This is a genomic window from Frigoribacterium sp. VKM Ac-2836, assembly GCF_013248995.1.
GTDB lineage: Bacteria > Actinomycetota > Actinomycetes > Actinomycetales > Microbacteriaceae > Frigoribacterium.
The window spans coordinates 128,385-149,316 of sequence record NZ_JABRPK010000002.1 but is presented as its reverse complement, the minus strand read 5'-3'; the positions used below and the strand labels follow the sequence as shown (position 1 = coordinate 149,316).

The following is a 20,932-nucleotide window of genomic DNA, read 5'->3' as shown; positions in this document are numbered from 1 at the left end:
CGGGGACGATGAACCACTCTTCGGGGTGATGCATCGTCCCCGCTGTGGTTCTTCGTCGTCCGGGACCGGCGGGAGGCGCGGTGCCGGACCCCGATACCGCCCTGACCAGGCCCTTCGCACGGCCCGTCTTCGGGGGTTACGGGAAGCTGAACGCGGGCTGCGTCGGTATCGGTTGAAAAGGGTCAAAGTCAAATCTCTTGTGCACAGGCAGATGTCAAATCGGATGTCTCAACCCCCGGTTTAGACAATTTTCTCCACACAGGTGTGGAATCGCGAAATACCTGGTCAGAGGCGCCTAAGTCGACTGAAGTATCTCGTTGTCCACAGCGTGATCCACAGTTCTCCCCAGGGTCGTCCGGCGTTGCTCACCGGTTCTCCCCAGAGTTATCCACAGGTGCATTTGCTGTGGAGAACTCGGTGTCCATAAGGTGTACCCGCGCTCATAGGGGTGGGTCACGGCGGTTCGGCAAGGGGATGTCGGGGGTTCGTCGTAGAACTGCCTTGAGCGTCTTCGGTGCTGCCCCGCACCCACCCGATTCTCGCTGGAGGACCCATGTCGATCGCCCATCTCGGTCTTGCTCCCGATGCGTCGAACAACCGTGATCGCGACCGTGGTGGCCCCGTCAACATGGACCGCGTCCCGCCGCACGACCTGCTGGCCGAGCAGAGCGCGCTCGGCGGCATGCTGCTGAGCAAGGACGCCGTGGCCGACGTCATCGAGACGGTCCGCGGCATGGACTTCTACGTGCCCAAGCACGAGGTCATCTACGACGCGATCCTCGGGTTGTACTCGCACGGCGAGCCCACCGACGTCATCACGGTTAGCGACGAGCTGATGAAGTCGGCCGACCTGTCGAGGGCCGGGGGAGCGGAGTACCTCCACACCCTGACCGGAGTCGTGCCGACGGCGGCGAACGCGGGGTACTACGCGTCGATCGTCGCCGAGAAGGCGGTGCTGCGTCGTCTGGTCGAGGCCGGCACGCGCATCGTGCAGATGGGTTATGCGAGCGAGGGCGAGGTCGTCGACCTGGTCAACAATGCGCAGGCCGAGGTCTACAACGTGGCCGGGGGAGTGCAGACCGAGGACTACGTGCCGCTGAACGAGGCGGTGACGGTCGCGATCGACGAGATCGAGGCGGCCAAGGGTCGTGACGGCCAGATGACGGGTGTGCCGACGGGGTTCGCGCAGCTCGACGCCCTGACGAACGGGTTCCACCCGGGTCAGCTGATCATCGTGGCGGCGCGACCGGCGCTCGGTAAGTCGACGTTGGCGCTCGACCTGGCGCGGGCGGCGTCGATCAAGCACGGGCAGGCCTCGGTGTTCTTCTCGCTCGAGATGGGGCGAAGCGAGATCGCGATGCGTCTGATGTCGGCGGAGTCGAGTGTGCCGCTGCAGAACATGCGTAAGGGAACGGTCGACGCGCGTGACTGGACGAACATCGCGCAGGTGCGTGGCCGCATCAACGACGCGCCGTTGTTCATCGACGACTCGCCCAACATGACGTTGGTCGAGATCCGGGCGAAGTGCCGCCGGTTGAAGCAGCAGCACAACCTGAAGCTCGTGGTGATCGACTACCTGCAGCTGATGACGTCGGGCAAGCGGGTCGAGAGCCGTCAGCAAGAGGTGTCGGAGTTCTCGCGTGCGTTGAAGCTGATGGCGAAAGAGCTGCAGGTGCCGGTGATCGCGCTGTCGCAGCTGAACCGTGGCCCCGAGCAGCGTGCCGACAAGAAGCCCGCGATCAGCGACCTGCGAGAGTCCGGTTCGCTCGAGCAGGACGCCGACATGGTCATCCTGCTGCACCGCGAGTCCGCCTACGAGAAAGACAACCCCCGCCAGGGTGAGGCCGACTTCATCGTCGCCAAGCACCGCAACGGCCCCACCGACACCATCACGGTGGCGTTCCACGGGATGTTCTCGCGGTTCGTGGACATGCCTAGCTAGCGCGTTGTCGTTGTCGTTGTCGTTGTCGTTCGCGATTTAGTTTGTCGAAATGCTGCTTGGCTTGTCGCTTTTGACGGAAGGTGACGATCTGACCTGCAGTTGAGCGGACTGAGCCGTGTGTCTGACGTGTCCGATGAACGGTGGGTTACCGGACGAATCCTTGGTGGCTGGATGTGTTGGCTCGAGTCTGCGTTGCCTCCAGCTGCTACGGCATCCTTAACCGAAGGTATTCGAGTCGGGCGCCGGGCAGGCCTTGTCGACCCGGTCTACTTCGGCGTCCGTCAGCCCTCGACTGGATTCCGATCCAGCGCTCGGGTACCAGCCCTGGTGGGGCCAGGTCGACGCGAACTCCTCGCGGGTCATGCCCGGCTCGGTCGAGGGGGCTCCGAGCGCCTCAAGGCACGGCAACTGGAACATGGTCAGGTAGTCGAACAACCACGCCGCTTGCTCGACCGTGAGCGTCTCAGTCACGGGGCCCGGGTACATCACGTCGCAGCGGTAGCTGGCGAGCTCGGCCTGCTCGCGTAACGGCCCGCCGTCGGGCATCTCGAACGAGTAGCCCTGCGAGGTCGAGCCGTCCTCGCCCCTCCCGACGTCGTCGACCACGGGCAGGCCGGCCTCGCGGAGGCACGCGGTGAGCGGGTCGAGGTCGCCGCCCTCGATCTCATGGACCAGGGCGACCTCGGGTCGGACCGCGTCGGGGAACTGCTGTGTCACCTGGGCCCAGCGCTGGTCGGTGGCTTCCTGCCGCAGTTCGGCGAGGCGGGCCGGGTCGGGTGGCCCCGAGGCAGGAGGCGCGCCGAGCGCGTCGAGGACGGCCTGCCGGTCCGGCACCCCGGCCGCGGTCGTCGCCGTGCCGCTCGAGCTGGGCGGGCCGCCTGCCTCGCCGCTCATCCCGGCACACCCTGTCAGCACCAGTACGAGTGCGGCTGCAGAGACCCCCGTCGTCAGTTTCACCATGGCCACATTATATGAGCAGTCCTCGAACAGGACATCGGTTTTAATTTGGGTACACCCCAGCGCCACAAGCACCAGGAGTTGCGGCGCGCGTGGCGTTAGAGCGTGTTTCGCTGCTTGTGCCACAGGTGTGTGTCCGGGTCTAGGAATGGTGCAGCAAAAAACGCAGGTCGTCGCGTACGTCCGGGTGAGCTCGGTGGATCAGAACCTCGGTCGGCAGCTCGAGGCCGTCGGCGACGTCGATCGGGTCTTCGAGGAAAAGGTCTCGGGCGGGTCAAGAGTCGATCGGGTTGCGCTCATCGACTGCATTCGATACGTCCGCGAGGGCGACGTTGTGAAGGTTGCTTCGATGGATCCGCTGGCTCGGTCGCTGAGGGATCTCCGGGAGATCGTGGACGAGATCACGGGGAAGGGTGCCTCGGTGGTGTTCGTCAAGGAGCAGTAGACCTACAGCCGCGACACCGACGACGCGATCGGCCGGCTGATGCTGAACTTGCTGGGGGCGTTCGCGGAGTTCGAGCGGACCCTGATCCGTGAACGGCAGCGGGAAGGCATCCGGCTCGCGCAGGCGGCCGGGAAGTACAGGGGCCGCGCGCAGAAGCTCACCGCCGAGCAGCTTGTCGAGGCGCAGCGGTTGATCGAGTCCGGGGTGCCGAAGGCCAAGGTTGCCCGGGATCTGCAGATCGACCGGACGACGCTGTACCGGGCCATCGCACGCAGCCAGGCAGCCGAGGAGGCGGTGGGGGAGTGAGTGAGACACCCCACACGGTTCTGGGTGTGGGGTGTCTCGTTTCCGCGGGACCTGGGAGGGGGCGTGGAAACACGAGGTGACCCTCGCCCACGCATCGTAGCCACAGGCAATGGCCTCTTGAGGCCTTGGGCGGCTTGGTCTTAGAGGGCTGGTGTCCGAGGGACGTCCAGGAGAACCGTTTCAGCATCGTCCGTGGACGTGCCGAGGGCGAGGGCAAGTTCTGAGACAAGAATTTGCTGGGAACGACCGAGCATGCCTTTCTCAACGACCCGTCCTGGAATGTCAAAGATCCGTGGTTACCTGCTGGGTTCCGACTTCGTTGGTCGACATGAGCACTCGGCCCCGGCCGAGACCCGCGGGCTTTTAGGGGCACAGTTGCTGACGGCTCTGCCGCAACACGTGGGAAGCCCCGGTGCTCACTGCACCGGGGCTCCCGTTGGTTACGTGGTCAGTTTCGCCGCGCGCGCCTCCTGGACCAGACGATGGTCCCGCCGGCCGCGAGAAGCGCGAGTGCGAGGAGCCCCATCGGCACGAGGTCCGTGCCGGTGAAAGCGAGCGGACCACCGTCGTTGGAACGGTCGGGGTCGCTGGCGACCGGGGTCGCTCCGGCGTCGAACCCGGCGGACCCAGGACCGGCGCCTGCGCCTGCGCCTGCGCCGGGCGTCTCGGACGCGCCGTCACTAGGGTCACCGGGGACGGGTGCGGGGTTGGGTGTCGGCGCCGGGTCCACGGCGGCCACTGAGGAGAACTGCACCGTGGTGCTCTCCGTGACTGGCCGGCTGGTGACGGGCACGCTGATCGTGCGCGCTGCGGCGTCGTAGGTCCAGCCCGACGCAGGGATCGCTTCCCCGTCGACGAGCACCGACGCCGGCTCGTCGGCGTTCGTGAACGTCGCGATCCAGGAGCGATCGGTGACTTGGCCGTCGAAGGAGCCATCGGCCGGTGCGACGTCGAGTTGACCGCCGTTGGGCTGCTGGGTGTAGGTGACCGCGGTGGTGGCGGCGTCGGCGGTTACTGGGCCGGATCCCTTGCCGGCGTCCTCGTGCAGTGAGAACGTGCCGTCGGTGCCGGTCGCGACAGTGAGGGTTACCGCGTCGAGCGGGCCCTGCGCGTCGTTCGCAACGTGCTCCGAGCGGGTCGGGACGATGCCGCCGCCTCGGATGAACACCGGCATGGCGTTGAGGTCCGTCGTGATGCTGGCGGTGGTGCCACCCTCGTAGGTCGTGCCCGTGAACCAGTCGGTCCACGTGTCACCTGCCGGGAACCAGACCGAGGTTGTGGCGGTTTCCCCTGCGGTGGTGACCGGGGCCACCAGCACGTCAGAGCCGTACAGGTACTCGGACCCGGCGGCCGAGTACGCCTCCTGCTGGTCCGGGTACTGGAGGTACAGCGGCTGCGTGATCGGGGTGCCGGTGGCGGTCGCCTGCGCGGCGAGCGTGTACGTCAGCGGCATCAGGTCCTCACGCAAGTTCAGGAACTTCGTCGCCGACGCGTTCGCCGCATCGGGGTACTGCCACGGCAGCCGGTCACTGTGGTTGCTGTGGAGGCGGTCGATTGGCTGGAACGCGCCCATCTGGACCCAGCGTGCGTAGAGGTCCTCCGGCAGCTGCGTCGTGCCCTCCTCGGCTCCGGCGATGCCGTACTGGCCGCCGTTGTGGCCGCCGATGTCGTGGCTGACGGCCGCGAGCCCGGTCGAGGCCGACTCTCCGGGTGTGTACCCGACCTGGGTCTTGAGCATCGCCCACGACGACGTGGTGTCGCCGGTGAAGTGCAGCGTGGTCCGCTTGTCGGCCCACGGTCCGGTGGACACGGGCTGCGGGTTGCCGTAGCCACCTGCGGTCAACGAGCCATACGCCCGCGAGAACGCGAAGCCGGAGCCGTCGGTGGCCGCGTCGAGGTAGTTCGCGTACTGCTGGTTGATGAACGCGTCGGGGGTGACGCCGTTCGCCGAGTACCGCGAGTTCTCGCTGCAGCACCAGTCGAGCCACCAGTTGTCGACACCCTCGGCCTGCGTGTCGTCGTGGAGGTCGAAGTAGGCCTGGAGCTGGTCGGGATCCGACCAGTCGAAGAGCCAGCGGTCGCCGTCGCCCTTGGTGAGCTTCCCCTGGGCCGTGGCCTGTGCGTCCGGGAACTTCGGGTCGCTGCCTGAGATGGTGGGGTGGATATTGAGCGTGTTGTGGATGCCCGCGGCGTGCCACTCGGCGAGCAGCGCCTCCATGTCAGGGATGCGTGCGGGGTCAACGCTCCAGCCGTTCCACTTGCTGTCGCCCTGGTTCGTCGTGCTGCCGATCTTGTAGTCGGTGTCGATCGCCATGACGTCGACCGGGACGCCCCGCTCGGCGAAGTCGTCCGCGATCGCCAGGTAGTCCGCCTGCGAGCGGTCGTAGTACTCGGAGTACCAGACGCCGTACGCCCAACGCGGCAGGAGCTTTGTCGGGCCAGTCAGGGTCGCCAGGTCACTCAGCGCCGTCGTGTACTGATTCCCGTATCCGAAGACGTAGCCGTCCTGCATCGCGACGTCACCACGGTTAGGGCGCGGGGTGACCGTGTCGGACTCCTGGTCGTACAGGGCGGAGGCGGTGTCGTCGAGCAGCGTCCAGCCGTCCTGGTAAAGCAGGCCGGGGTTGGTCGTGACGTCGCCGTCGGCCGTGTCGAGGTCACGCCGGTACCCGCCGAGCGCGGCATGCGGGGCAAGGATGGCGGAGTCGGCGTCAACAGCTGCGATCGTGTCGATGTTGACGTTGCAGTTGCCGTCGGTCGACGGGCAGCTAAGCTGCACGTCGTTCGAGCCGGCGGTCAGGTGCACGGGCACGCTCACGGTGTTCCAGTAGTCCCAGCCGCTGGTGGGCGGTAGCGCCACGGTGCCCGCGTCGTCGGTGCCGTCGTCAGCCGTCAGCGTTGGGCTGGCGGCACCGCCGTTGGCGTACCGGACCTGGAGGCGGTAGTCGCCTTCCGCGGGGACGTCCACCAGGTGGGTGGTCAGGGCGGCACCGGCGCTCCACAGGCCGGCGGCGAACGCGTCGCCCGAGGCGCCGTTGTGGTCGTCGGCCTGCGTGGCGGAACCCGTCTTGCCGGCGTCCTCCGCCTCGCAGACCACGCCGAAGGCACAGTCCGTGCCCTCGCCCGCGGCCACGGGTGCCGGGTAGGCGGCTCCCGGGGCGGTGAGTGCGAGGCTGTCAACGTTCACCTGTCCGGAGTCGGAGGGATTCCGGATGATGCTGATCGTGTGGTCACCGGCGCTCAGGTCGAGGGCAGCGGACGCGGACTGCCAGTCGTCCCAGCCGGCGCCGGGTGCGAGCTGGATCGTCACGGGTGCGTCGTCGTCCACGACGACGCTCAGCGTGCGGGTCGTGACCTGGCCGTCGCCGCCCTGCGAGTTCGCGTAGCGGAGCGTCAGGTCACGGGGGCCCGCCGTGGCGACGGTGGTGTCGAAGGTCATGGCGTTGCCAGCGGCTTCGTAGCCGGCGGCGAAGCCCGTGCCGGTGAACCCGGTGTGGTCCGACGCGGGCGAGAGCCCCGTCAGGCCGAGCGACTCGGCCTCGCAGAGCGTGTCCACCGCGCAGGTCGGCGTCGGGGTGGTCGTCCACGGCGAACCCGTGACCTCCTGGCCGGCGCCGGTGGTCAAGGCGACGGACAGGTTGTCCTCGGCAAATCTGCCGGAGTCTTGCTCGTACCTCAAGATCATGGAGCCGGTGTCGATCGTCAGCCAGCCGTCGTCGACGCTCTGCGTGAACGGTGTCTCGGCGAAGTCGTCGCGGCCGACGACGTTGAACGTGCCGCGATCGGTGAACTGAGCATCACCGGCGTATTCGGTGCGGATGAGCGTGGGGGAGAGCACCTCGAAGCGGGCCTCGCCCGAGACAACCGCGCGGCTCTCAGGGGTGGCGGCCTGGGCGGGCAGTGCCGCGAGGCCGATGGTGCTGAGGGTGGTGAAGGTGACGAGAGCGGCTGCGAGGCTGCGCCGCCTCCTCGGTGGGCGAAGGGGCTTCGAACGCAAGTGGATCTCCTCGTGGACGTCGTCGTCCGCACAGCGACAGTGTGCAGTTCCTGCACCCTACGCTTCTGGGTCGCAACTCCGCGGTCGTGCCTCGAGGCTGGATGGTGCTCGAACAGGTGAGGCGCTAGCTTCCTCACAGCCCACCGTTAGGCGGTCGTTCATCGGGACACCTTCTCGAGCTGTCCCGGACCGGCTGAGGTCAAGTGGCGTCTGGCCTACGGATTCGCGTATGCCTGTCCCGCAAAAATGCCCGGTGACGGGGGTCTAAACGCTACAGTCATCGGATGCTCATCGGATACGCCCGCGTCTCGACCTCAGGACAAGATCTCGCAGCACAACGTGACGGTCTCGCAGCACTCGGTGTTGACGATCAACACGTGCATGTTGATCACGGCCTGTCGGGCACCACTCGAGCACGGCCAGGTCTGCGTGAAGCGCTGGCCGCGTGTCGGGCCGGCGACGTCTTGGTCGTGACGAAGCTCGACCGCCTCGCCAGGTCGCTGCGGGACGCGACCGACATTGCCGATGAGCTGACGAAGAAGGGTGTCGCGCTGAACCTCGGGGGAGCGGTCTACGACCCCACCGACCCTGTCGGCCGGCTCTTGTTCAACGTCCTCGGAATGGTGGCCGAGTTTGAGGCCGACCTCATCCGTGCTCGTACTCGGGAGGGTATGGCGATCGCGAAGGCCGCCGGCAAGCTCCGCGGCCGCAAGCCCAAGCTCACCGCCTCTCAGGAGAAGCACCTCGTGCAGCTACACCGCACCGGCGCGCACACGACGAGCGAGATCGCCGAGCTCTTCGGCGTCGCCCGCTCGACGGTCTATCGCGCCGTCCATAGGGCAGACATGGTCTGAGTGTTTCGCGGGTCACTTTGGCCTGGTTCTGGGTGCAAGCTCACTCGACTGCACGGTCGGCTCGATACTTCGCTCGCCGTGCCGCGGCCTCGCCTTTCCGTGCTTGCAGTGCTGCGCGCTCGGTGTCAGTCAGCGCGGCTATACGCGCTTCCCCAGCCACTTTGATGGCCGCGCGCCGCTCCTTAGAACGCTCTTCCCTCTGCCTGATGAGGTCCAACTGATCGTCGGTCACGATGCGCCACGACTGATCTGATCTATCCCAGATGAGGTGGTCGCTTTTGAGCTTGCCAAACTCGCGCAAGATCGTCCTGTCGATAGCCCAGTTCCCGTTTTGATTGCGGTACGACCAGGCTTCCCCAAAGTCGTTCCGGATGATCCTCACGATTCGTTCTTGATATGTGCGCCGTTGCCCATTGTCCTGAATCTGTTCGAGTAGCCAATGGGCGATGTCCTGCGCGGTTGTCATGAGCTCAGCGTATGAGCACATGTCATTTCTGAGCCGCTACGGGCACAAGGCGATGCCCGGTAGACGATCTCGACGGTACGGCGCCGGTCTTGCAATAGATGCGTCAGCAGCTTGGGGCTCGGGGGCAGGGGTACCTAAGTGCCCCTGCCCTTTCATGAGCCCCGCTCCGCCACTCGTCGTGCAACTCCTCGAGCACGACGCGGTGACCCTTGGCAGTTCGAGCTAGTCGACGGTGGTTCCATCGGCACGCAGACGGGTCTTAGGCAGCCATGGGACGTTCTGGTTTGGGGGTGCGGATATCCGGCGGCTATGGAGCCCCTTTTGGGTGCTCATCTCACCGTGACACGCCCGTGAGTTCAGGGGGCTTACTTCCGCGGGGCGAACGACGACTCCATGATGTGAAGGTAGCTTGCAGCCGGCATGGCAGTCGTTGAGACGTTGGGGGACCGATGGACCTATCCACTCCGGAAGGTATCGCGGCGTTCTACAGCGCCCACAAAGACATACTCCACCGCATCGCGGCCGCGCAGCTGGCAAAGGTCGGCGCTGAACGCGACGCAGAAGATGTCGTGCTCACCGTCGTCGAGGAACTGCTCCGCAAGCGTCCCACCGGTGTGGAGGATCCGGAGGCATTCGTCATCACGATGACGAAGCGCCGCGCCATCGACGCGATTCGGAGCCTGCATCCGAAGCAGTATGCCGGCGCGCCGGAAGCCCTCGAGGGTCTCTCGCACCCCGTTGACGCGTACGTAGAGGTCGAGGACGCGTTCGATGAGGGCCTGGCCGTTGCCGAGGTGTGGGACGCGTGGGACGTGCTGACCGACAGGGAACGGGACGTCATCGCCCGCGTATCGATCCGGAACGAGCCGCAGAAGGACGTCGCGCGGGCGCTCGGGGTCACCCCGGCCCGCATTTCCCAGATCCTTACGAAAGCACTAAAGAAGCTGCGGCAACGAATGGAAGGAGCGAAACGATGACCACCGACAACGACGACCTCGTCACCCGACTAATGGCGACCGGTCGGATGAACCGCGACGACGGATCAGCGCCCGTTCCGCTGCCCGAACTTTCCGCCGACCTGCGACCCTTCGCCGCGATCGTGGACGAACTTCAGAACCTCGCCCGGTACGCAGGCGCTCCAGCGCTTGAGGAAGACCGGTCGGCGAAGCTCCTTGGCCTCGTACCGTCGCCGGAGAAACGCCTAGACGGTCGCCTCCTCAGCGCGCAGCGGCAACGTCGGCAGCGCACCGTCAGCGACGTCGCGACCGAGCTCAACCGACGTGGGTGGACTTTCACTCCGGCGGACGTGATGCGGTGGGAGACCACAAACGCCGCTGAGGTGCCGCCCGTTGTCATCACCGCTCTCGCCGCACTGCTGAACACTTCAGAGGAACAGATCATTAGTGCGTCCGCGCCTGCGGAGCAGGATGACCTCGTCCAGCAGCTCCGCCGTTCCCCCCGATTTACCTCGCTCGTCACACGGTGGGCGCGACTGCGTCATATGACCGCTCCGGAGGCCCGGGGCGCCCTAGAACGTCGTGCCCTCAGCACTGTGCACCGCGGAGCTCGGACAGACGTCGAGGACACGCTCTCCTCGATTGAGGCGCTCATCAGCGCGCTAGAAAGTAGAGAAGGACGATGAACCTAACCCGGGCTGTCGCGAAAGCACTGCAGCCCGTGCCCGATGAGCAACGACTACGATTCGCAGCCAACCCCGCCGCAACCATGCAGGACGAGTTCGGCCTCATCGTCGAGCAGGTCGAACACCTCGGCATCCAACGTGCGGCCGATGGTACCTGTGACGGTTTGTCGTTCCTCGAAGACGGGGTGGTGCTCTACGCCGCTTCCTCGAACAGCGACCGCGACCAATTCACACTCGCCCACGAGTTCGCGCACATCCTCGTCACGAACGCTGGCCTCTACGACTGGATCGCGAACCAATACCGTCCGGAACATCTGCTCGAGATGCTCTGCGACCGCATCGCGCAGGCGCTGCTGCTTCCCGCGGCGACACTGCCGCCGCTACAGCGGCCCCTGCAAGCCGCCGACGTCATCGACCTGTACCGCACCACGCGCGCAAGTCGACCGGTCTGCATCATCGCCCTCACCGCGCAACTCCGAGGGCTCGGTGCCATCGCGATGATCGACCCCGAATACGGCGCCGTCGCGCACGCCTCAGTGCATCCCGATCCAGAGCACGGATGGCCAACGGTCTACCCCTGGCGGAACCAGATCCTCGACCCTGGAAACCCCCTCCTCGAACTCCACGAAGAAACACCCCTTCGACGGCGAATCGGCTGGCGTGCTCCTTGGGGAGCGCAAGCGGATTTCTGGGTCGACGCTGTCCGCGACGGACGATATGTCCTCGCCGTCTTCGCAGACGCAAATATCTGGAACGACGGCAACGGCGCCGCCCAGGCGATCGGCGAACGCGACTACGATCAACGGCCGACCATTGGCATCTCCTGCTGTCAGGGGCCGGTGTCTGTGCGCGGGTGGCCGTGCGCGACGTGTCGGGAACCGCACTGCCCGGTCTGCGGCAAGTGCCGTTGCGACCGGAACGCCGCCCGCGCCCGCGCATGCGCTGAATGCGGAATCTTGAAGAACTCACACCTCATCAACGACACGGGCGTCTGCATCGACTGCCAGTAGCCTGCCGCCGCATGGCGCGGGGCGTCGTGCTCTGCAGCTCCACTCCTTCGATGTCTCCCTGCTCTTTGCTGCACCGCCGTGCCGACATGTCGCGGAAGTATCTGCACTAGGGGCTTAACTCGGCGACTGTCCTTCCGACTACTGAGTGAGCGTGGCGAAACCGCCGACTCTCGCTCAGAGCGGAGGTGAATACAACAGTGGCAAAGAACACCGGCAACGGGCACCGCAACGGTGCCGTCAAGGGACGCAGCGAGTTCCAGCACAACGGTCAGTGGTTCAAGCGGGATACCAGCACGGGTCGCATCCTCAACGGGAGCGCGAACCAGCACAAGGGTGTCCGGAACGAAAAGTAATCAGCGGCGGGTGGGCTGCGACCTTCTCGCAGCCCACCCGCTCACTAGAGCGCATCGCATTGATAGGAGAACAACCATGGCCGTTCACTGGGTGAACTACGACCTGAACACCACCGGGCAGAAGTACGAGGCCCTTATTACATACTTGAAGTCGCACCGGAGCTGGGCGCGGCCAGCGAAGAGCAGCTACTTCGTCGACACTGACCTCACCGCGAAGCAGCTGCGCGACGGCATCAGCGAGATCGTTGACAGCAACGACGCTGTTGCCGTCGTCACCGTCACCGGGCAATCCTGGGCGACGCACGGAGTGTCGAAAGAAGTCAACGACTGGATCCGGAACCACCTCTGAGCGGCCATCGAGCACAACGGCGCTAGCCGGTCAGAGCGTCAGAAGACTTTGATGCGGAACCGTTCGCTTGCCCGGGCGAGATGTTCGTTGGTGACAAGGATTGGTTCCCCGCTAGTGGCGATGAAATCCGCCGTCCAAGAGTCGTATGGGCTCGGCAGCCACGCCGCGCGGCACCACCCGCCACCGTGTTTACTTCCGAACTGCAAACCGCGCGCCGGTGATCCGCCGAGGACCGGAAGGTGTCGAAGGTGCGCACCGATGGCTGTGGTCACAATTCGGTTCTCACCCCGCAGGACAGCGGTAGTCAGGCTCTTAACGCCTTGCCGAATGAGGACGGGTTCGAGCTGCTCCTCCAGAAGTGCGAGCGAGTCGGGGTGCTCAACGTCGATCCACCAGCCGTCTCCCTCGCCGTTGACCTGGTAGATGCACCGATCAACGCGCCACTGCTGGGGGACGGCGCCCATGCCCATGAACTGTTCTTCGTCCCATTCCGCGGACACGATCTCGAGGAAATCGCTCCGAGTGAGACCGAGCTCCGCAGCATCCTTTTCCAGTGGATCTGTTGATGCAAGCTGGCGCTTGAACGGCGACAGGACCTCGGCAAAGGCCGTCTCTGCTTCCCGAGCCAAGTACAGAGTGCTTCCTCCAGAGTCGTATCGGCCCCAGCGCTTTCGCGCTGTTCGGATTGTCCGTTCTGGCGCGGACAGGGGCCCGAACTTAGGTTTGGCGATTCGGAAGGTTGTTTCCCCCAGCTCGGGCACCAAGTGCAATCCAGTTACCGAACATGTCGTTCCCCCGCCCACGCTTAAGCGTCCGGCTCATCGCTCAAGAACGCCGCGACAGCCTCAATGACTTCTTTTCCTCTGTCCTCTCGGATCGCGGTGAGGGGGGTGTCCTCGCCAAGAAGAGGGTTGCCGCCAATGAACCATTGGCGAGCGATATGCGCGCTTTCATCAGTGACAAGGGTCGCCCAAGCTCGATGCCCTAGCTGCAGGCGCTGAGTGAATGCCACCGTCGGGGTGGGGCCATCGGGCTTTGCCCACTTCGCCGGCAATTTGCGATCTCTGGAGCCTGTCAGTGCGGCAACGAGAGTGGGACCCAGCCCGCGGACAAGTTCATCGGCCACTTGATGGATATCCATTCGAGCGGTTCTCGTGTGCTGACCAGTGACTGTGCTTGTAGGCATGGCCCGATCATAGACACATCACCTCCGAAATTGCACTCCGATTACCCCCGGATTACCCCGTTGGCTCAGGAGGGGGTGGGCTTGCCGCCCAGTTTGGCCGGACCGTCCGGGCAGTGCGCCTCGTCGGGTGAGTATGCGTTCATAGTTCTCGAGCCAGGCGGCGGCACGGGCCTTTTTCCGGCCGGCCTTGAGAAAATTCCAGATGGTGGCGAGAGCAACGGTTAGGAACGAAGAGCCATCGGTTACTGCGCGTGGTCGGGGAATTCAGGCGTGCGCTCCAGGTGGAAGCGAACTTCGTCTGATCCGAGCTCGCCTGAGGGCGTCGGAGTGCCCGATAGCCGATCGTTCACCGGGATCAGTTTCGGACGGACCTATCGAGACATCCGGTACCACGTAGCTGCGGGGGACTGGCCAGCACCCGCCGGCGGTCGGTGATCGATCGTCTAGCGAGACGGGCCCAAATAGGTCTGATGCTTTGGCTTGGTGGCCGTCGTGCCACAGCCTTCGACTGGGCTCACTTAGATTGGGTGAAACGTGCCGAGGTAGTCTTGACTGAAGGCCTCTTTCGAGGCCGCCGGGCGCACGTTTTGAGGCGTGGACGTCTGTCGATCATGGCTTTCGAGGTTTAATGACCACCAGCTCTTGGCCGGATAAAGGTTTGGATGGCGAGAAGCCATTCGCCACGGCTGATCTCGAATCGTCCCCGTTGGCTCTTGACGACCTTGGCTCCGGGGAAGTGGCTCAACGACCACAGAAAAGGCCCGCCTCTACTGGCGCAACAGCGCCCCCGAATTCGCCACGGCCCCGAATCGCCAGCCTAGATCTGGTTCGCGGGATCATGCTTGTCGTCAGCGTCGCAGTGAACAGCCTGCTCATGACGCCCGAATGGTTTGATCACGCCGCCTGGGGTTCAGTTCATCCACTCGACCTCGTTTTTCCCCTCTTCGTGACCCTCTCCGGCTGTGGCCTGGCGTTTGCAATGCACCGGCGTGTGAAGGTCGCCCCGCTGTTGCGCCGGATGCTGGTCTTGTTGCTAGCTGGCCTGCTCTACAACGCAATCGTCCTCAACTCCTGGCAGTTAGACACCTGGCGCGTGACTGGCGTACTTCAGCTCTATGCCGTCGTGGTCGCCGCAATGGGTTTGCTGCATCTCGTGACGCGCTCGTGGATTGGTTGGGCTGTCATCACGATTCTTCTCGCGGGTGCGCATTCGACCCTTCTTGCCGTTTACGCACTCGGTTGCCCAGCGGGCCTGCTCACACCCGGATGTAACCCGGCCGGCCCCATCGATATCGCTATTTTCGGCGCCAATCACGTGTACCGGCTTGGTTTGGCAGGGCACGACCCTGAAGGGCTTGTGGCAATTTTCGGGGCTCTTGTCAGCGCCTCGATAGGGGCTTGCATTGGCCATCTCATGCTGGCCATGCGTAATCGTGGCCAGCGAACAGGTAGCGGTGTGCGCGCCGCTGTCGTACCTCTTCTCGGGCTGGGCCTCGCTGCCCTGTTCCTTGGAGAACTAGCTGCCCAACTGCCCGCTCTCCTGGGCGGAGTCGAACTGCCAGCAATGAAGAGACTGTGGACTGCACCCTTCGCTTTTCGGGTGGGTGCGGGAGCTGCTATCGCACTGCTAATCGGTCACTTGATCTTGGATCGAGACAAAGTGGGCAAGGGCCTAGCAATCGGAAGCTTCCCTTTGCTCGGCCTGGGTCGAAACAGTCTGCTCGTGTACTTCGGCTCACACGTCGTGATGAGTGTCTTATCGCGCCCGACGGCATCCGGATCGAGTCTTGCGCTCGATTGGGCATCGGCGATTGCGATCGCCGGACACCGTCAAGCCACATGGACCCTTGTGCTGTTGCTCTTCTGGATCGGACTCGCAAGCGTTCTGCACCGCCACAAGATCTACCTACGCCCGTGACCAAGAAAACTGGAGAACGGAAAATGGCCAGAAGACGGGCCGGAACCCGGAATCGCGCATGGATCGGCTGGATCGTCGTGGTCGCCGTGCTGATCACCGGCACGACCTCGGCATTGCAGGTGTCGAGGATGCACGACACCACACCCCGTGAGGTGACCTATATCGTCGTGCCTCACCCGGACGACGAGTTCCAGGCATGGTCACTCATCGAAGACACACCGGATCAGTACAAAGTCTTTCTGGTCCTCACCAATGGTGAACAGACGCAGTACTGCGAGCCCGGCGGCTATGCAGCCAGTTACCAACCTGGTCTCGAGGCTGCAGCAGACCCCATTCCGGATGGGCGCAATGGGGAAAAATGTGGCGAGGCACGAGCTCATTCATTGATCGACTACATCTCAGGGATGGCCAAAACGGACCCGACCATCCCTGGAGACTTCGCCGCGCCAGCGGTGGCAGGCCCCTTCCCGGCAGAAGCTGGCACAGTGTGCCGGAAGGACGGGCCCGACTGCACCGTCGAAGACCACGACGCCCAGGTTTGGGTCGATCGACAGGGACGCGGCGCCGTGGTGATGCTTGATCTCGGCGACGGTGACCTGACCGCAGATGAAGTCCGCTGGGGTGTCTCCACTGTTGTGGCGAACAGGGAAAGCCTCGGGCTCGAGCACACGCTGCCGAACGGAGGAATCTTCGGGAGTTTTGCAAACTCACGATATGACTGCTTCAGCTACCCGCACCCCGATCACGTCGCGGTCCACGACGCCCTCTGGTCGACCAACTTCAACGCCGGTCCGCAACTAGCAGCCACGTGCGCCGACGACCCAGCCGGCGTGATTCACCGCAAGGTCAGCGACGATGTCGTCGAGGCCGCCTTTGCCGTCGACGCCAACGGCGTGAGGCAAGGCGCTCACACTTACAACTATGGCTGGCTGGACGCGACGTACTACCCCGTCGACCGACGTGGGCAGACGGAGCTATTCACCCAGAATCAGTACTTCTGGACGCGATTTGCCCCGTAATGGCTTGGAGCCCCTACTAGTCCGTTTAGCAACTCCTATCTCAAGAATCGGATCCAGAAATTTTGGTGGGAGTGGAAGAGCAATGACTGACCGTTCCGGTCTACGTGGTAATAGTCGCCTGCGAGCCAACCATATTGTTTGACGTGGGCACCGAGGCGATTTGCAGATAGAGAATCTTGGTCAGACCCGCTCATCGCGAACGCTGACTGAACGGCATTCGCTGAAACCGTGCCAGCCCGACTTTGGTCGGGGTCGCCGGCGCATGTGGCGGCGGCTTGCCAACGGAACCCGAAGTCGGTGTTCCAAAGCGCCTGATGAACTGCGCGGTGGTCCACGTGCGGGTATGCCACGCACGCAGTGGTGGTGTTCGAGAACGCTCCGACGACGTTGAAGTTGGGCAGGGACGAATTGATGCCGAGGGCACCACGGTTGTCGCGAACCGTAGCAACCGTCCAGGCAACCTCAGCGGCATTAAGATCGCCGTCTCCCAGGTCGAAGCTGACGACGGCTCCGCGACCTTGAGAGTCGATCCACACATCCGCGGTCCTTTGCGCGGCGCTGCAGGAATTTACGCCATTGTCCGACCGACAGAGGCTGGCGCCGTTTGCCGCAAATGGGCCGACCGTAGTTTTGGTGCCGAACGAGCCAGGAATACTTGCGTCGGCACTTGACATCTGGGTCAGGAATCGAATCTGTGATTCCTGCCTTGCCGCCACGCAACTGGTGGTCCATCTGCCCGCAGGTGACGGAGACTGCGCAGTTTCCCCAAGCGAAGCTTGCAAAGCGGCGTTGTAGTTGCCCGGTTCGCAAAGACTTGTTTCTTCGCCGCGGGTTGCTGTGATGAACACCTTGTAATTGTCGGGCGAGTTTTCAACAAGTGACCAAGACTGAAATTCGTCATCAGGATGCGGCGCGAGGATGTAGCTCACTTGTTTTGGGCCTACAGCGTGCGCGCTTATCGGAGCTAGCCCAAGAGAGACGGTGGCCAGGACGAGCGCTACCCCAACGATTGTTATTTTCCGGGCGCGAGGCGTAGAGGCTGAGGTTTCTTCAAGACGCATGATGCATGATGCATGATGCACGCTCGCATGCATTGGCACTTGTGGGCTACTCAGGTGGAGCTTGTTACTAAAGGGTGACGCGATGATGAGCCTTCCTGAGCCGGCCGCGGAGGCCGCCCGGTAGGGGATCGTTCATCGACATCCGTTTCGGCCTGACCTATCGAGACAGCCGGCACCGTAGCTGCGAGGGAGTGGCCAGCCTCCACCGGTGCTCGGTGACCGATTGGTTGTCGGCTCCGCTGCGACGCTGCGGTCAAAGCGTGATCGAGACCGAGCACCAGGGAGCGGCAGAGGGCCAGAAGGGGGATTTGAAGGCCCAAACGACTGTGCCGTCTAACGATCTTCAGTCGTCCGCGTTCGGCCACTCTGCCACTTCTCCGTGACTACCACCCCGCAGGCACAGTCTGCTGGTCGGGGCTTCGTAAACCGTACAAGCACGGCGGACCACCCCACCCGGCGAATGTCGTCCGATGAAGCAACGGCCTAGCCCACTCGCGGCGCTCCCAACTGAGTCGCCGCTGCGCCCCGAGCCGTGTGGCACTGGAAGGCCGTTGTTTGCCGTGCAGCCTTCGGCTGCTCGGTCGCTGCGGTTCCTCGTAGCCACCTCCAGGTCTTCGTTCGAGTGGCTACGCCAGCGGTTCCTCCGAGACTTTCGGCACGCGGAGCTAGCGCTCCTCTACTACGCGCCGAAGTTCTCTCCCTGGCCGCCTAGGGGTCGCACTGCGCCCTACGGTCATTGAGGCGGATGACCGCCGTACGGCGACGGGTTCGAGCCGGGATCGTCGCCGAGGCCGATCTCGAGGCATCGGGGAGTCGCACGTCGTGATGCGCATTCGCTTCACGGGCGTGTGGGCGCGAGACACCCACGGGTGGGCATCCTCGCCGAGGCGTTCGGCTGCAAGTGAACGGGCACCGTCACCGTGGGGGACCGCTGGTGACGCGGTCATCCCTCGGCAAGCGCCTCGATTTGGGGCGACACGGCTACACAGCTGCAGGGGCGGGAATCGGGTGTTCGTCGACCACGCCCTCCTCGGGCGCCTTCTCGCGAGAGGGGGCGATCGCGCCGAGGTCGAGTGGCCGCGTGGGCTGGAGGAGCTGTCGGAAGTCGTCAAGGAAGCTCTGGCTGTCGTGGTTGGCCAGGACGGCGCTCAGGGCTCCCAACATTCGCTGTTGGTGCGCCTCCTTCTCTCGAGGGGTTCCGAAGGCCGGGAGGTCTTCTCTGAACGCAGGTTCGTGTTCGAGGTGGCCGATGAGGGAACGGAAGTAATCGAGACCACTACGCCGCTGAAAACCAAAGGTCAGATGCAAGGAGTGATCGCCCGAACCCCGGACGGCGTGCCACCATCCCCGAGGAAGGTAGACCACCTGACCGGGGAGCAGATTGCCGTGCCACACGGGGAGGGAGGGGCGCTCGTTGTCGGCATCGACCTGATGATCGAGGGGCGCCTGCGTTCCGGGCCCGAAGATATCCCAGTGTTTCTGGCCCTCGACCTGAACGATGAGGACGTCGTGGTCATCCCAGTGCGGATCGAACCCGCGTGTCTTGCCCCAGGTGGCGTACGAATTCGCCTGGACCCGTTCGTGGGTCAGCTCGGACAGCGCTTGAGCCGCCTCCGTGACCCTGGGTGCGATCTCTTGTAGGTCATTGATAACGAGCGTCGCTCCCTTCGAGAGGAGGGCTTGAAGCTTCGCCGCGTCGACGACAGGTTGCTGCCGACGGCGGGGTGAGCTGGTCTGATCCAGGTAGGCGCTCGCGGGGAACGACCGACCGTCGTTCACCACCTTCAGGTGGGGCGGCACGAGTCGACGCGTAGTGATCAGGTCGTCCAGATCTGACCACGAGATCAATGTCGAAGGGTCGACGGGAGTCACCCCGACGAGGTGACGCTCGCCCAAGGCAGCACGAAAGGTGTCCGGGCCGCCGAGGGCTCGAATGATGGTGTCGAAACTGGTCATGATCGCTCCTGTGTGGTCACGTGCATCGGTGCACTCGTCGGGTCTTCGGTCCGGTACATGTCGTCGAGAGCGGCGCCGTCGACGCGGTCGAAGAAGCCCCGCGTCTCTTCGGTCGAACCGTGCTCCGCGATGTCGAAGTCGCACGCGACCCAGAGATCGTCGAGTTCGCCCGTCGGTCGATAGCCGTCACTGAGTGTGCCCACCGCCCACTCGGCTCGGCCGGCGGTCTCCCACGAGCTGTAGAGGACCCCGTCGGCGTTCACGACGGCACCTTGGGAGCCGCCCTTGACTCCGCAATAGGGACAATCCTTGAGCGGCTTTGACACGGGAATGGTCATCCCTGCCCCGATGGCTCGCGAGTTGAGTTCGATGAAACGCTCGGCGTGCTCCGCGCTGTAGACGACGTCGTTGTCGTAGCCCAGGCCGACGTCGTCGATCAGGGCCAGATGAAAGCTGGCTGTCTTGCCAGACAACGCCTGCTGCAGATCGTCGATGACCGTCTCGAGGTCGTCCAAGTTCCGGTGCGAGACGTTGACCCTGAAGTTCCATGTGAGATCGGTCGAGGCAACGGCGTCGGCGACGTTCGACAGGATCTTGTCGTAGGTCGGCCGTCCATTGCGCGTGACGCGGATAGTGTCGTGCACGTCCCGCCGACCGTCGAAGGTGATCTGGACGCGATGTAGACCCGCGTCTTCGAGTTCTCGGGACAGCTGCTTCTTGAGGAGCACGCCGTTGGTGACGATCTCGGACATGCGCATGTTGTTCTGCCTGAATTCGTGCAGGACCCCGAGAGCCCCTCGAGGATTCAGGAGGGGCTCCCCGCCGAAGATGAGGACACTGCTGGTATCCAGATGACTACGGGTCATCTGCTGTCTGACGAAGGCGCCCACCTGCGTGACGAGAGCAGGGGTCAGGACGGCTGTCTTGATGCGGGGCGGTGCGGAGCTTCCTTCTCGCGGCAAGGCGGTGTTCTGAAAGCAATAAGCGCAACCGAGATTGCAGGCCGTGGCGGTCAAGACCGTGACGGCGTAGTTGGAATCCTCGACGAGGCGAGGGAAACCCTTCTCAGCCAGCGCTGACATCGCGACCTCGGTCAGACGGCGCGATGTGCCGTCGGGCACCGCCTGTCGGGGCAGCCGCGCGATCTGCGATCCGGAGACAGCCCACCACCCTCCGGCGCCAGGAAGGATTCGGATGGAATCGTCTACGACTCGTTCGACGGTGGCTTGGTTCATGAGCCTCTCATTTCTCGTTGTTCGAGACCGATCATCGAGTGGTCCTCCTGGTCGGGGGAGGACCACTCGACGGTCGGGCAAGGCGGGAAGCCGACGAGTTCAGCGGCCTCGGGCCCCGGTCGAGCCCTGGTTCAGCCCTTGACGCCGCAGACGTCGCGCGCTTCGTCTTCCATCTCGTAGACGTCGATCTCCATGTTCCCCACCCCCTCTCACCTCATATACCTGACGCTAGATGG

At 64.2% G+C, this 20,932-nt stretch carries 16 protein-coding genes and 2 pseudogenes; 10 read left to right on the top strand and 8 right to left on the bottom strand.

The genetic code is table 11. From position 1 onward, the window contains the following. Positions 1-553: 553 nt before the first annotated feature. A complete protein-coding gene (dnaB, locus tag HRF36_RS07000; RefSeq protein ID WP_054145742.1) occupies positions 554-1,942 on the top strand; it encodes a replicative DNA helicase in 1,389 nt (462 codons plus the stop codon). 216 nt (positions 1,943-2,158) lie between these two features. Here dnaB and HRF36_RS06995 read toward each other — a convergent pair whose 3' ends face one another. Then, positions 2,159-2,902 (bottom strand): hypothetical protein, encoded by a 744-nt coding sequence (locus HRF36_RS06995; RefSeq protein WP_173208398.1) that lies wholly within the window; start codon positions 2,900-2,902, stop codon positions 2,159-2,161. Between the two features lie 145 nt (positions 2,903-3,047). Here HRF36_RS06995 and HRF36_RS06990 point away from each other — a divergent pair. Further along, a pseudogene (locus tag HRF36_RS06990) lies at positions 3,048-3,650 on the top strand (recombinase family protein). Between the two features lie 140 nt (positions 3,651-3,790). Here HRF36_RS06990 and HRF36_RS16260 read toward each other — a convergent pair. Further along, positions 3,791-3,913, bottom strand: a pseudogene (locus tag HRF36_RS16260) (CarD family transcriptional regulator); the annotation flags it as partial. A gap of 185 nt (positions 3,914-4,098) precedes the next feature. Further along, a complete protein-coding gene (locus HRF36_RS06985) occupies positions 4,099-7,647 on the bottom strand; it encodes a TIM-barrel domain-containing protein (protein ID WP_173208396.1) in 3,549 nt (1,182 codons plus the stop codon). Between the two features lie 284 nt (positions 7,648-7,931). Here HRF36_RS06985 and HRF36_RS06980 point away from each other — a divergent pair, with 284 nt between their 5' ends. Continuing rightward, positions 7,932-8,501: a recombinase family protein gene (locus tag HRF36_RS06980; protein WP_173208393.1), complete on the top strand. Its 570-nt coding sequence runs from the start codon at positions 7,932-7,934 to the stop codon at positions 8,499-8,501. A gap of 40 nt (positions 8,502-8,541) precedes the next feature. Here the strand turns inward: HRF36_RS06980 and HRF36_RS06975 are convergent, their stop codons facing one another. After that, positions 8,542-8,967: a hypothetical protein gene (locus HRF36_RS06975; RefSeq protein ID WP_173208390.1), complete on the bottom strand. Its 426-nt coding sequence runs from the start codon at positions 8,965-8,967 to the stop codon at positions 8,542-8,544. 449 nt (positions 8,968-9,416) lie between these two features. Here HRF36_RS06975 and HRF36_RS06970 point away from each other — a divergent pair, with 449 nt between their 5' ends. The 5 genes from HRF36_RS06970 (at position 9,417) to HRF36_RS06950 (ending at position 12,321) form a co-directional block, all read left to right on the top strand. After that, positions 9,417-9,944 (top strand): RNA polymerase sigma factor, encoded by a 528-nt coding sequence (locus tag HRF36_RS06970; RefSeq protein ID WP_173208387.1) that lies wholly within the window; start codon positions 9,417-9,419, stop codon positions 9,942-9,944. Then, positions 9,941-10,609, top strand: a complete 669-nt coding sequence (locus HRF36_RS06965; protein WP_173208384.1) for a hypothetical protein — start codon at positions 9,941-9,943, stop codon at positions 10,607-10,609. Before HRF36_RS06970 ends, HRF36_RS06965 begins: the two co-directional genes overlap by 4 nt. Then, complete coding sequence (locus HRF36_RS06960; protein WP_173208381.1) at positions 10,606-11,619, top strand: ImmA/IrrE family metallo-endopeptidase; 1,014 nt, start codon at positions 10,606-10,608, stop codon at positions 11,617-11,619. Before HRF36_RS06965 ends, HRF36_RS06960 begins: the two co-directional genes overlap by 4 nt. 197 nt (positions 11,620-11,816) lie before the next feature. Further along, positions 11,817-11,972, top strand: coding sequence for a hypothetical protein (locus HRF36_RS06955; RefSeq protein ID WP_173208362.1), 156 nt, complete (start codon positions 11,817-11,819; stop codon positions 11,970-11,972). A gap of 76 nt (positions 11,973-12,048) precedes the next feature. Beyond that, positions 12,049-12,321 carry a hypothetical protein gene (locus HRF36_RS06950; RefSeq protein WP_173208359.1) on the top strand — a complete coding sequence of 91 codons (273 nt, stop codon included), beginning with the start codon at positions 12,049-12,051 and terminating at the stop codon, positions 12,319-12,321. Between the two features lie 38 nt (positions 12,322-12,359). Here the strand turns inward: HRF36_RS06950 and HRF36_RS06945 are convergent, their stop codons facing one another. After that, positions 12,360-13,082 carry an RES domain-containing protein gene (locus HRF36_RS06945; RefSeq protein WP_371740134.1) on the bottom strand — a complete coding sequence of 241 codons (723 nt, stop codon included), beginning with the start codon at positions 13,080-13,082 and terminating at the stop codon, positions 12,360-12,362. A gap of 1,053 nt (positions 13,083-14,135) precedes the next feature. On the opposite strand from HRF36_RS06945, the gene HRF36_RS06940 reads away from it, so the two are divergent. Beyond that, positions 14,136-15,425 carry a heparan-alpha-glucosaminide N-acetyltransferase domain-containing protein gene (locus tag HRF36_RS06940; protein WP_173208354.1) on the top strand — a complete coding sequence of 430 codons (1,290 nt, stop codon included), beginning with the start codon at positions 14,136-14,138 and terminating at the stop codon, positions 15,423-15,425. Beyond that, positions 15,422-16,444, top strand: coding sequence for a hypothetical protein (locus HRF36_RS06935; protein WP_173208351.1), 1,023 nt, complete (start codon positions 15,422-15,424; stop codon positions 16,442-16,444). The genes HRF36_RS06940 and HRF36_RS06935 overlap by 4 nt, the downstream gene beginning before the upstream one ends. Positions 16,445-16,479: 35 nt before the next feature. Here the strand turns inward: HRF36_RS06935 and HRF36_RS06930 are convergent, their stop codons facing one another. From HRF36_RS06930 to HRF36_RS06920, 3 genes are all read right to left on the bottom strand, one after another. Beyond that, positions 16,480-17,373: a hypothetical protein gene (locus HRF36_RS06930; protein ID WP_173208348.1), complete on the bottom strand. Its 894-nt coding sequence runs from the start codon at positions 17,371-17,373 to the stop codon at positions 16,480-16,482. 1,113 nt (positions 17,374-18,486) lie between these two features. Next, complete coding sequence (locus HRF36_RS06925) at positions 18,487-19,461, bottom strand: JmjC domain-containing protein (protein WP_173208345.1); 975 nt, start codon at positions 19,459-19,461, stop codon at positions 18,487-18,489. Beyond that, a complete protein-coding gene (locus HRF36_RS06920; protein WP_173208342.1) occupies positions 19,458-20,696 on the bottom strand; it encodes a radical SAM protein in 1,239 nt (412 codons plus the stop codon). Before HRF36_RS06920 ends, HRF36_RS06925 begins: the two co-directional genes overlap by 4 nt. Between the last annotated feature and the right edge of the window lie 236 nt (positions 20,697-20,932).

What these genes read in the sequence shown, in the direction of transcription:
- dnaB (WP_054145742.1), top strand. Translation starts at nt 554, where the DNA reads ATGTCGATCGCCCATCTCGGTCTTGCTCCCGATGCGTCGAACAACCGT.
- HRF36_RS06995 (WP_173208398.1), bottom strand. Translation starts at nt 2,902, where the DNA reads ATGGTGAAACTGACGACGGGGGTCTCTGCAGCCGCACTCGTACTGGTG.
- HRF36_RS06980 (WP_173208393.1), top strand. Translation starts at nt 7,932, where the DNA reads ATGCTCATCGGATACGCCCGCGTCTCGACCTCAGGACAAGATCTCGCA.
- HRF36_RS06975 (WP_173208390.1), bottom strand. Translation starts at nt 8,967, where the DNA reads ATGACAACCGCGCAGGACATCGCCCATTGGCTACTCGAACAGATTCAG.
- HRF36_RS06970 (WP_173208387.1), top strand. Translation starts at nt 9,417, where the DNA reads ATGGACCTATCCACTCCGGAAGGTATCGCGGCGTTCTACAGCGCCCAC.
- HRF36_RS06965 (WP_173208384.1), top strand. Translation starts at nt 9,941, where the DNA reads ATGACCACCGACAACGACGACCTCGTCACCCGACTAATGGCGACCGGT.
- HRF36_RS06960 (WP_173208381.1), top strand. Translation starts at nt 10,606, where the DNA reads ATGAACCTAACCCGGGCTGTCGCGAAAGCACTGCAGCCCGTGCCCGAT.
- HRF36_RS06950 (WP_173208359.1), top strand. Translation starts at nt 12,049, where the DNA reads ATGGCCGTTCACTGGGTGAACTACGACCTGAACACCACCGGGCAGAAG.
- HRF36_RS06940 (WP_173208354.1), top strand. Translation starts at nt 14,136, where the DNA reads ATGACCACCAGCTCTTGGCCGGATAAAGGTTTGGATGGCGAGAAGCCA.
- HRF36_RS06925 (WP_173208345.1), bottom strand. Translation starts at nt 19,461, where the DNA reads ATGACCAGTTTCGACACCATCATTCGAGCCCTCGGCGGCCCGGACACC.
- HRF36_RS06920 (WP_173208342.1), bottom strand. Translation starts at nt 20,696, where the DNA reads ATGAACCAAGCCACCGTCGAACGAGTCGTAGACGATTCCATCCGAATC.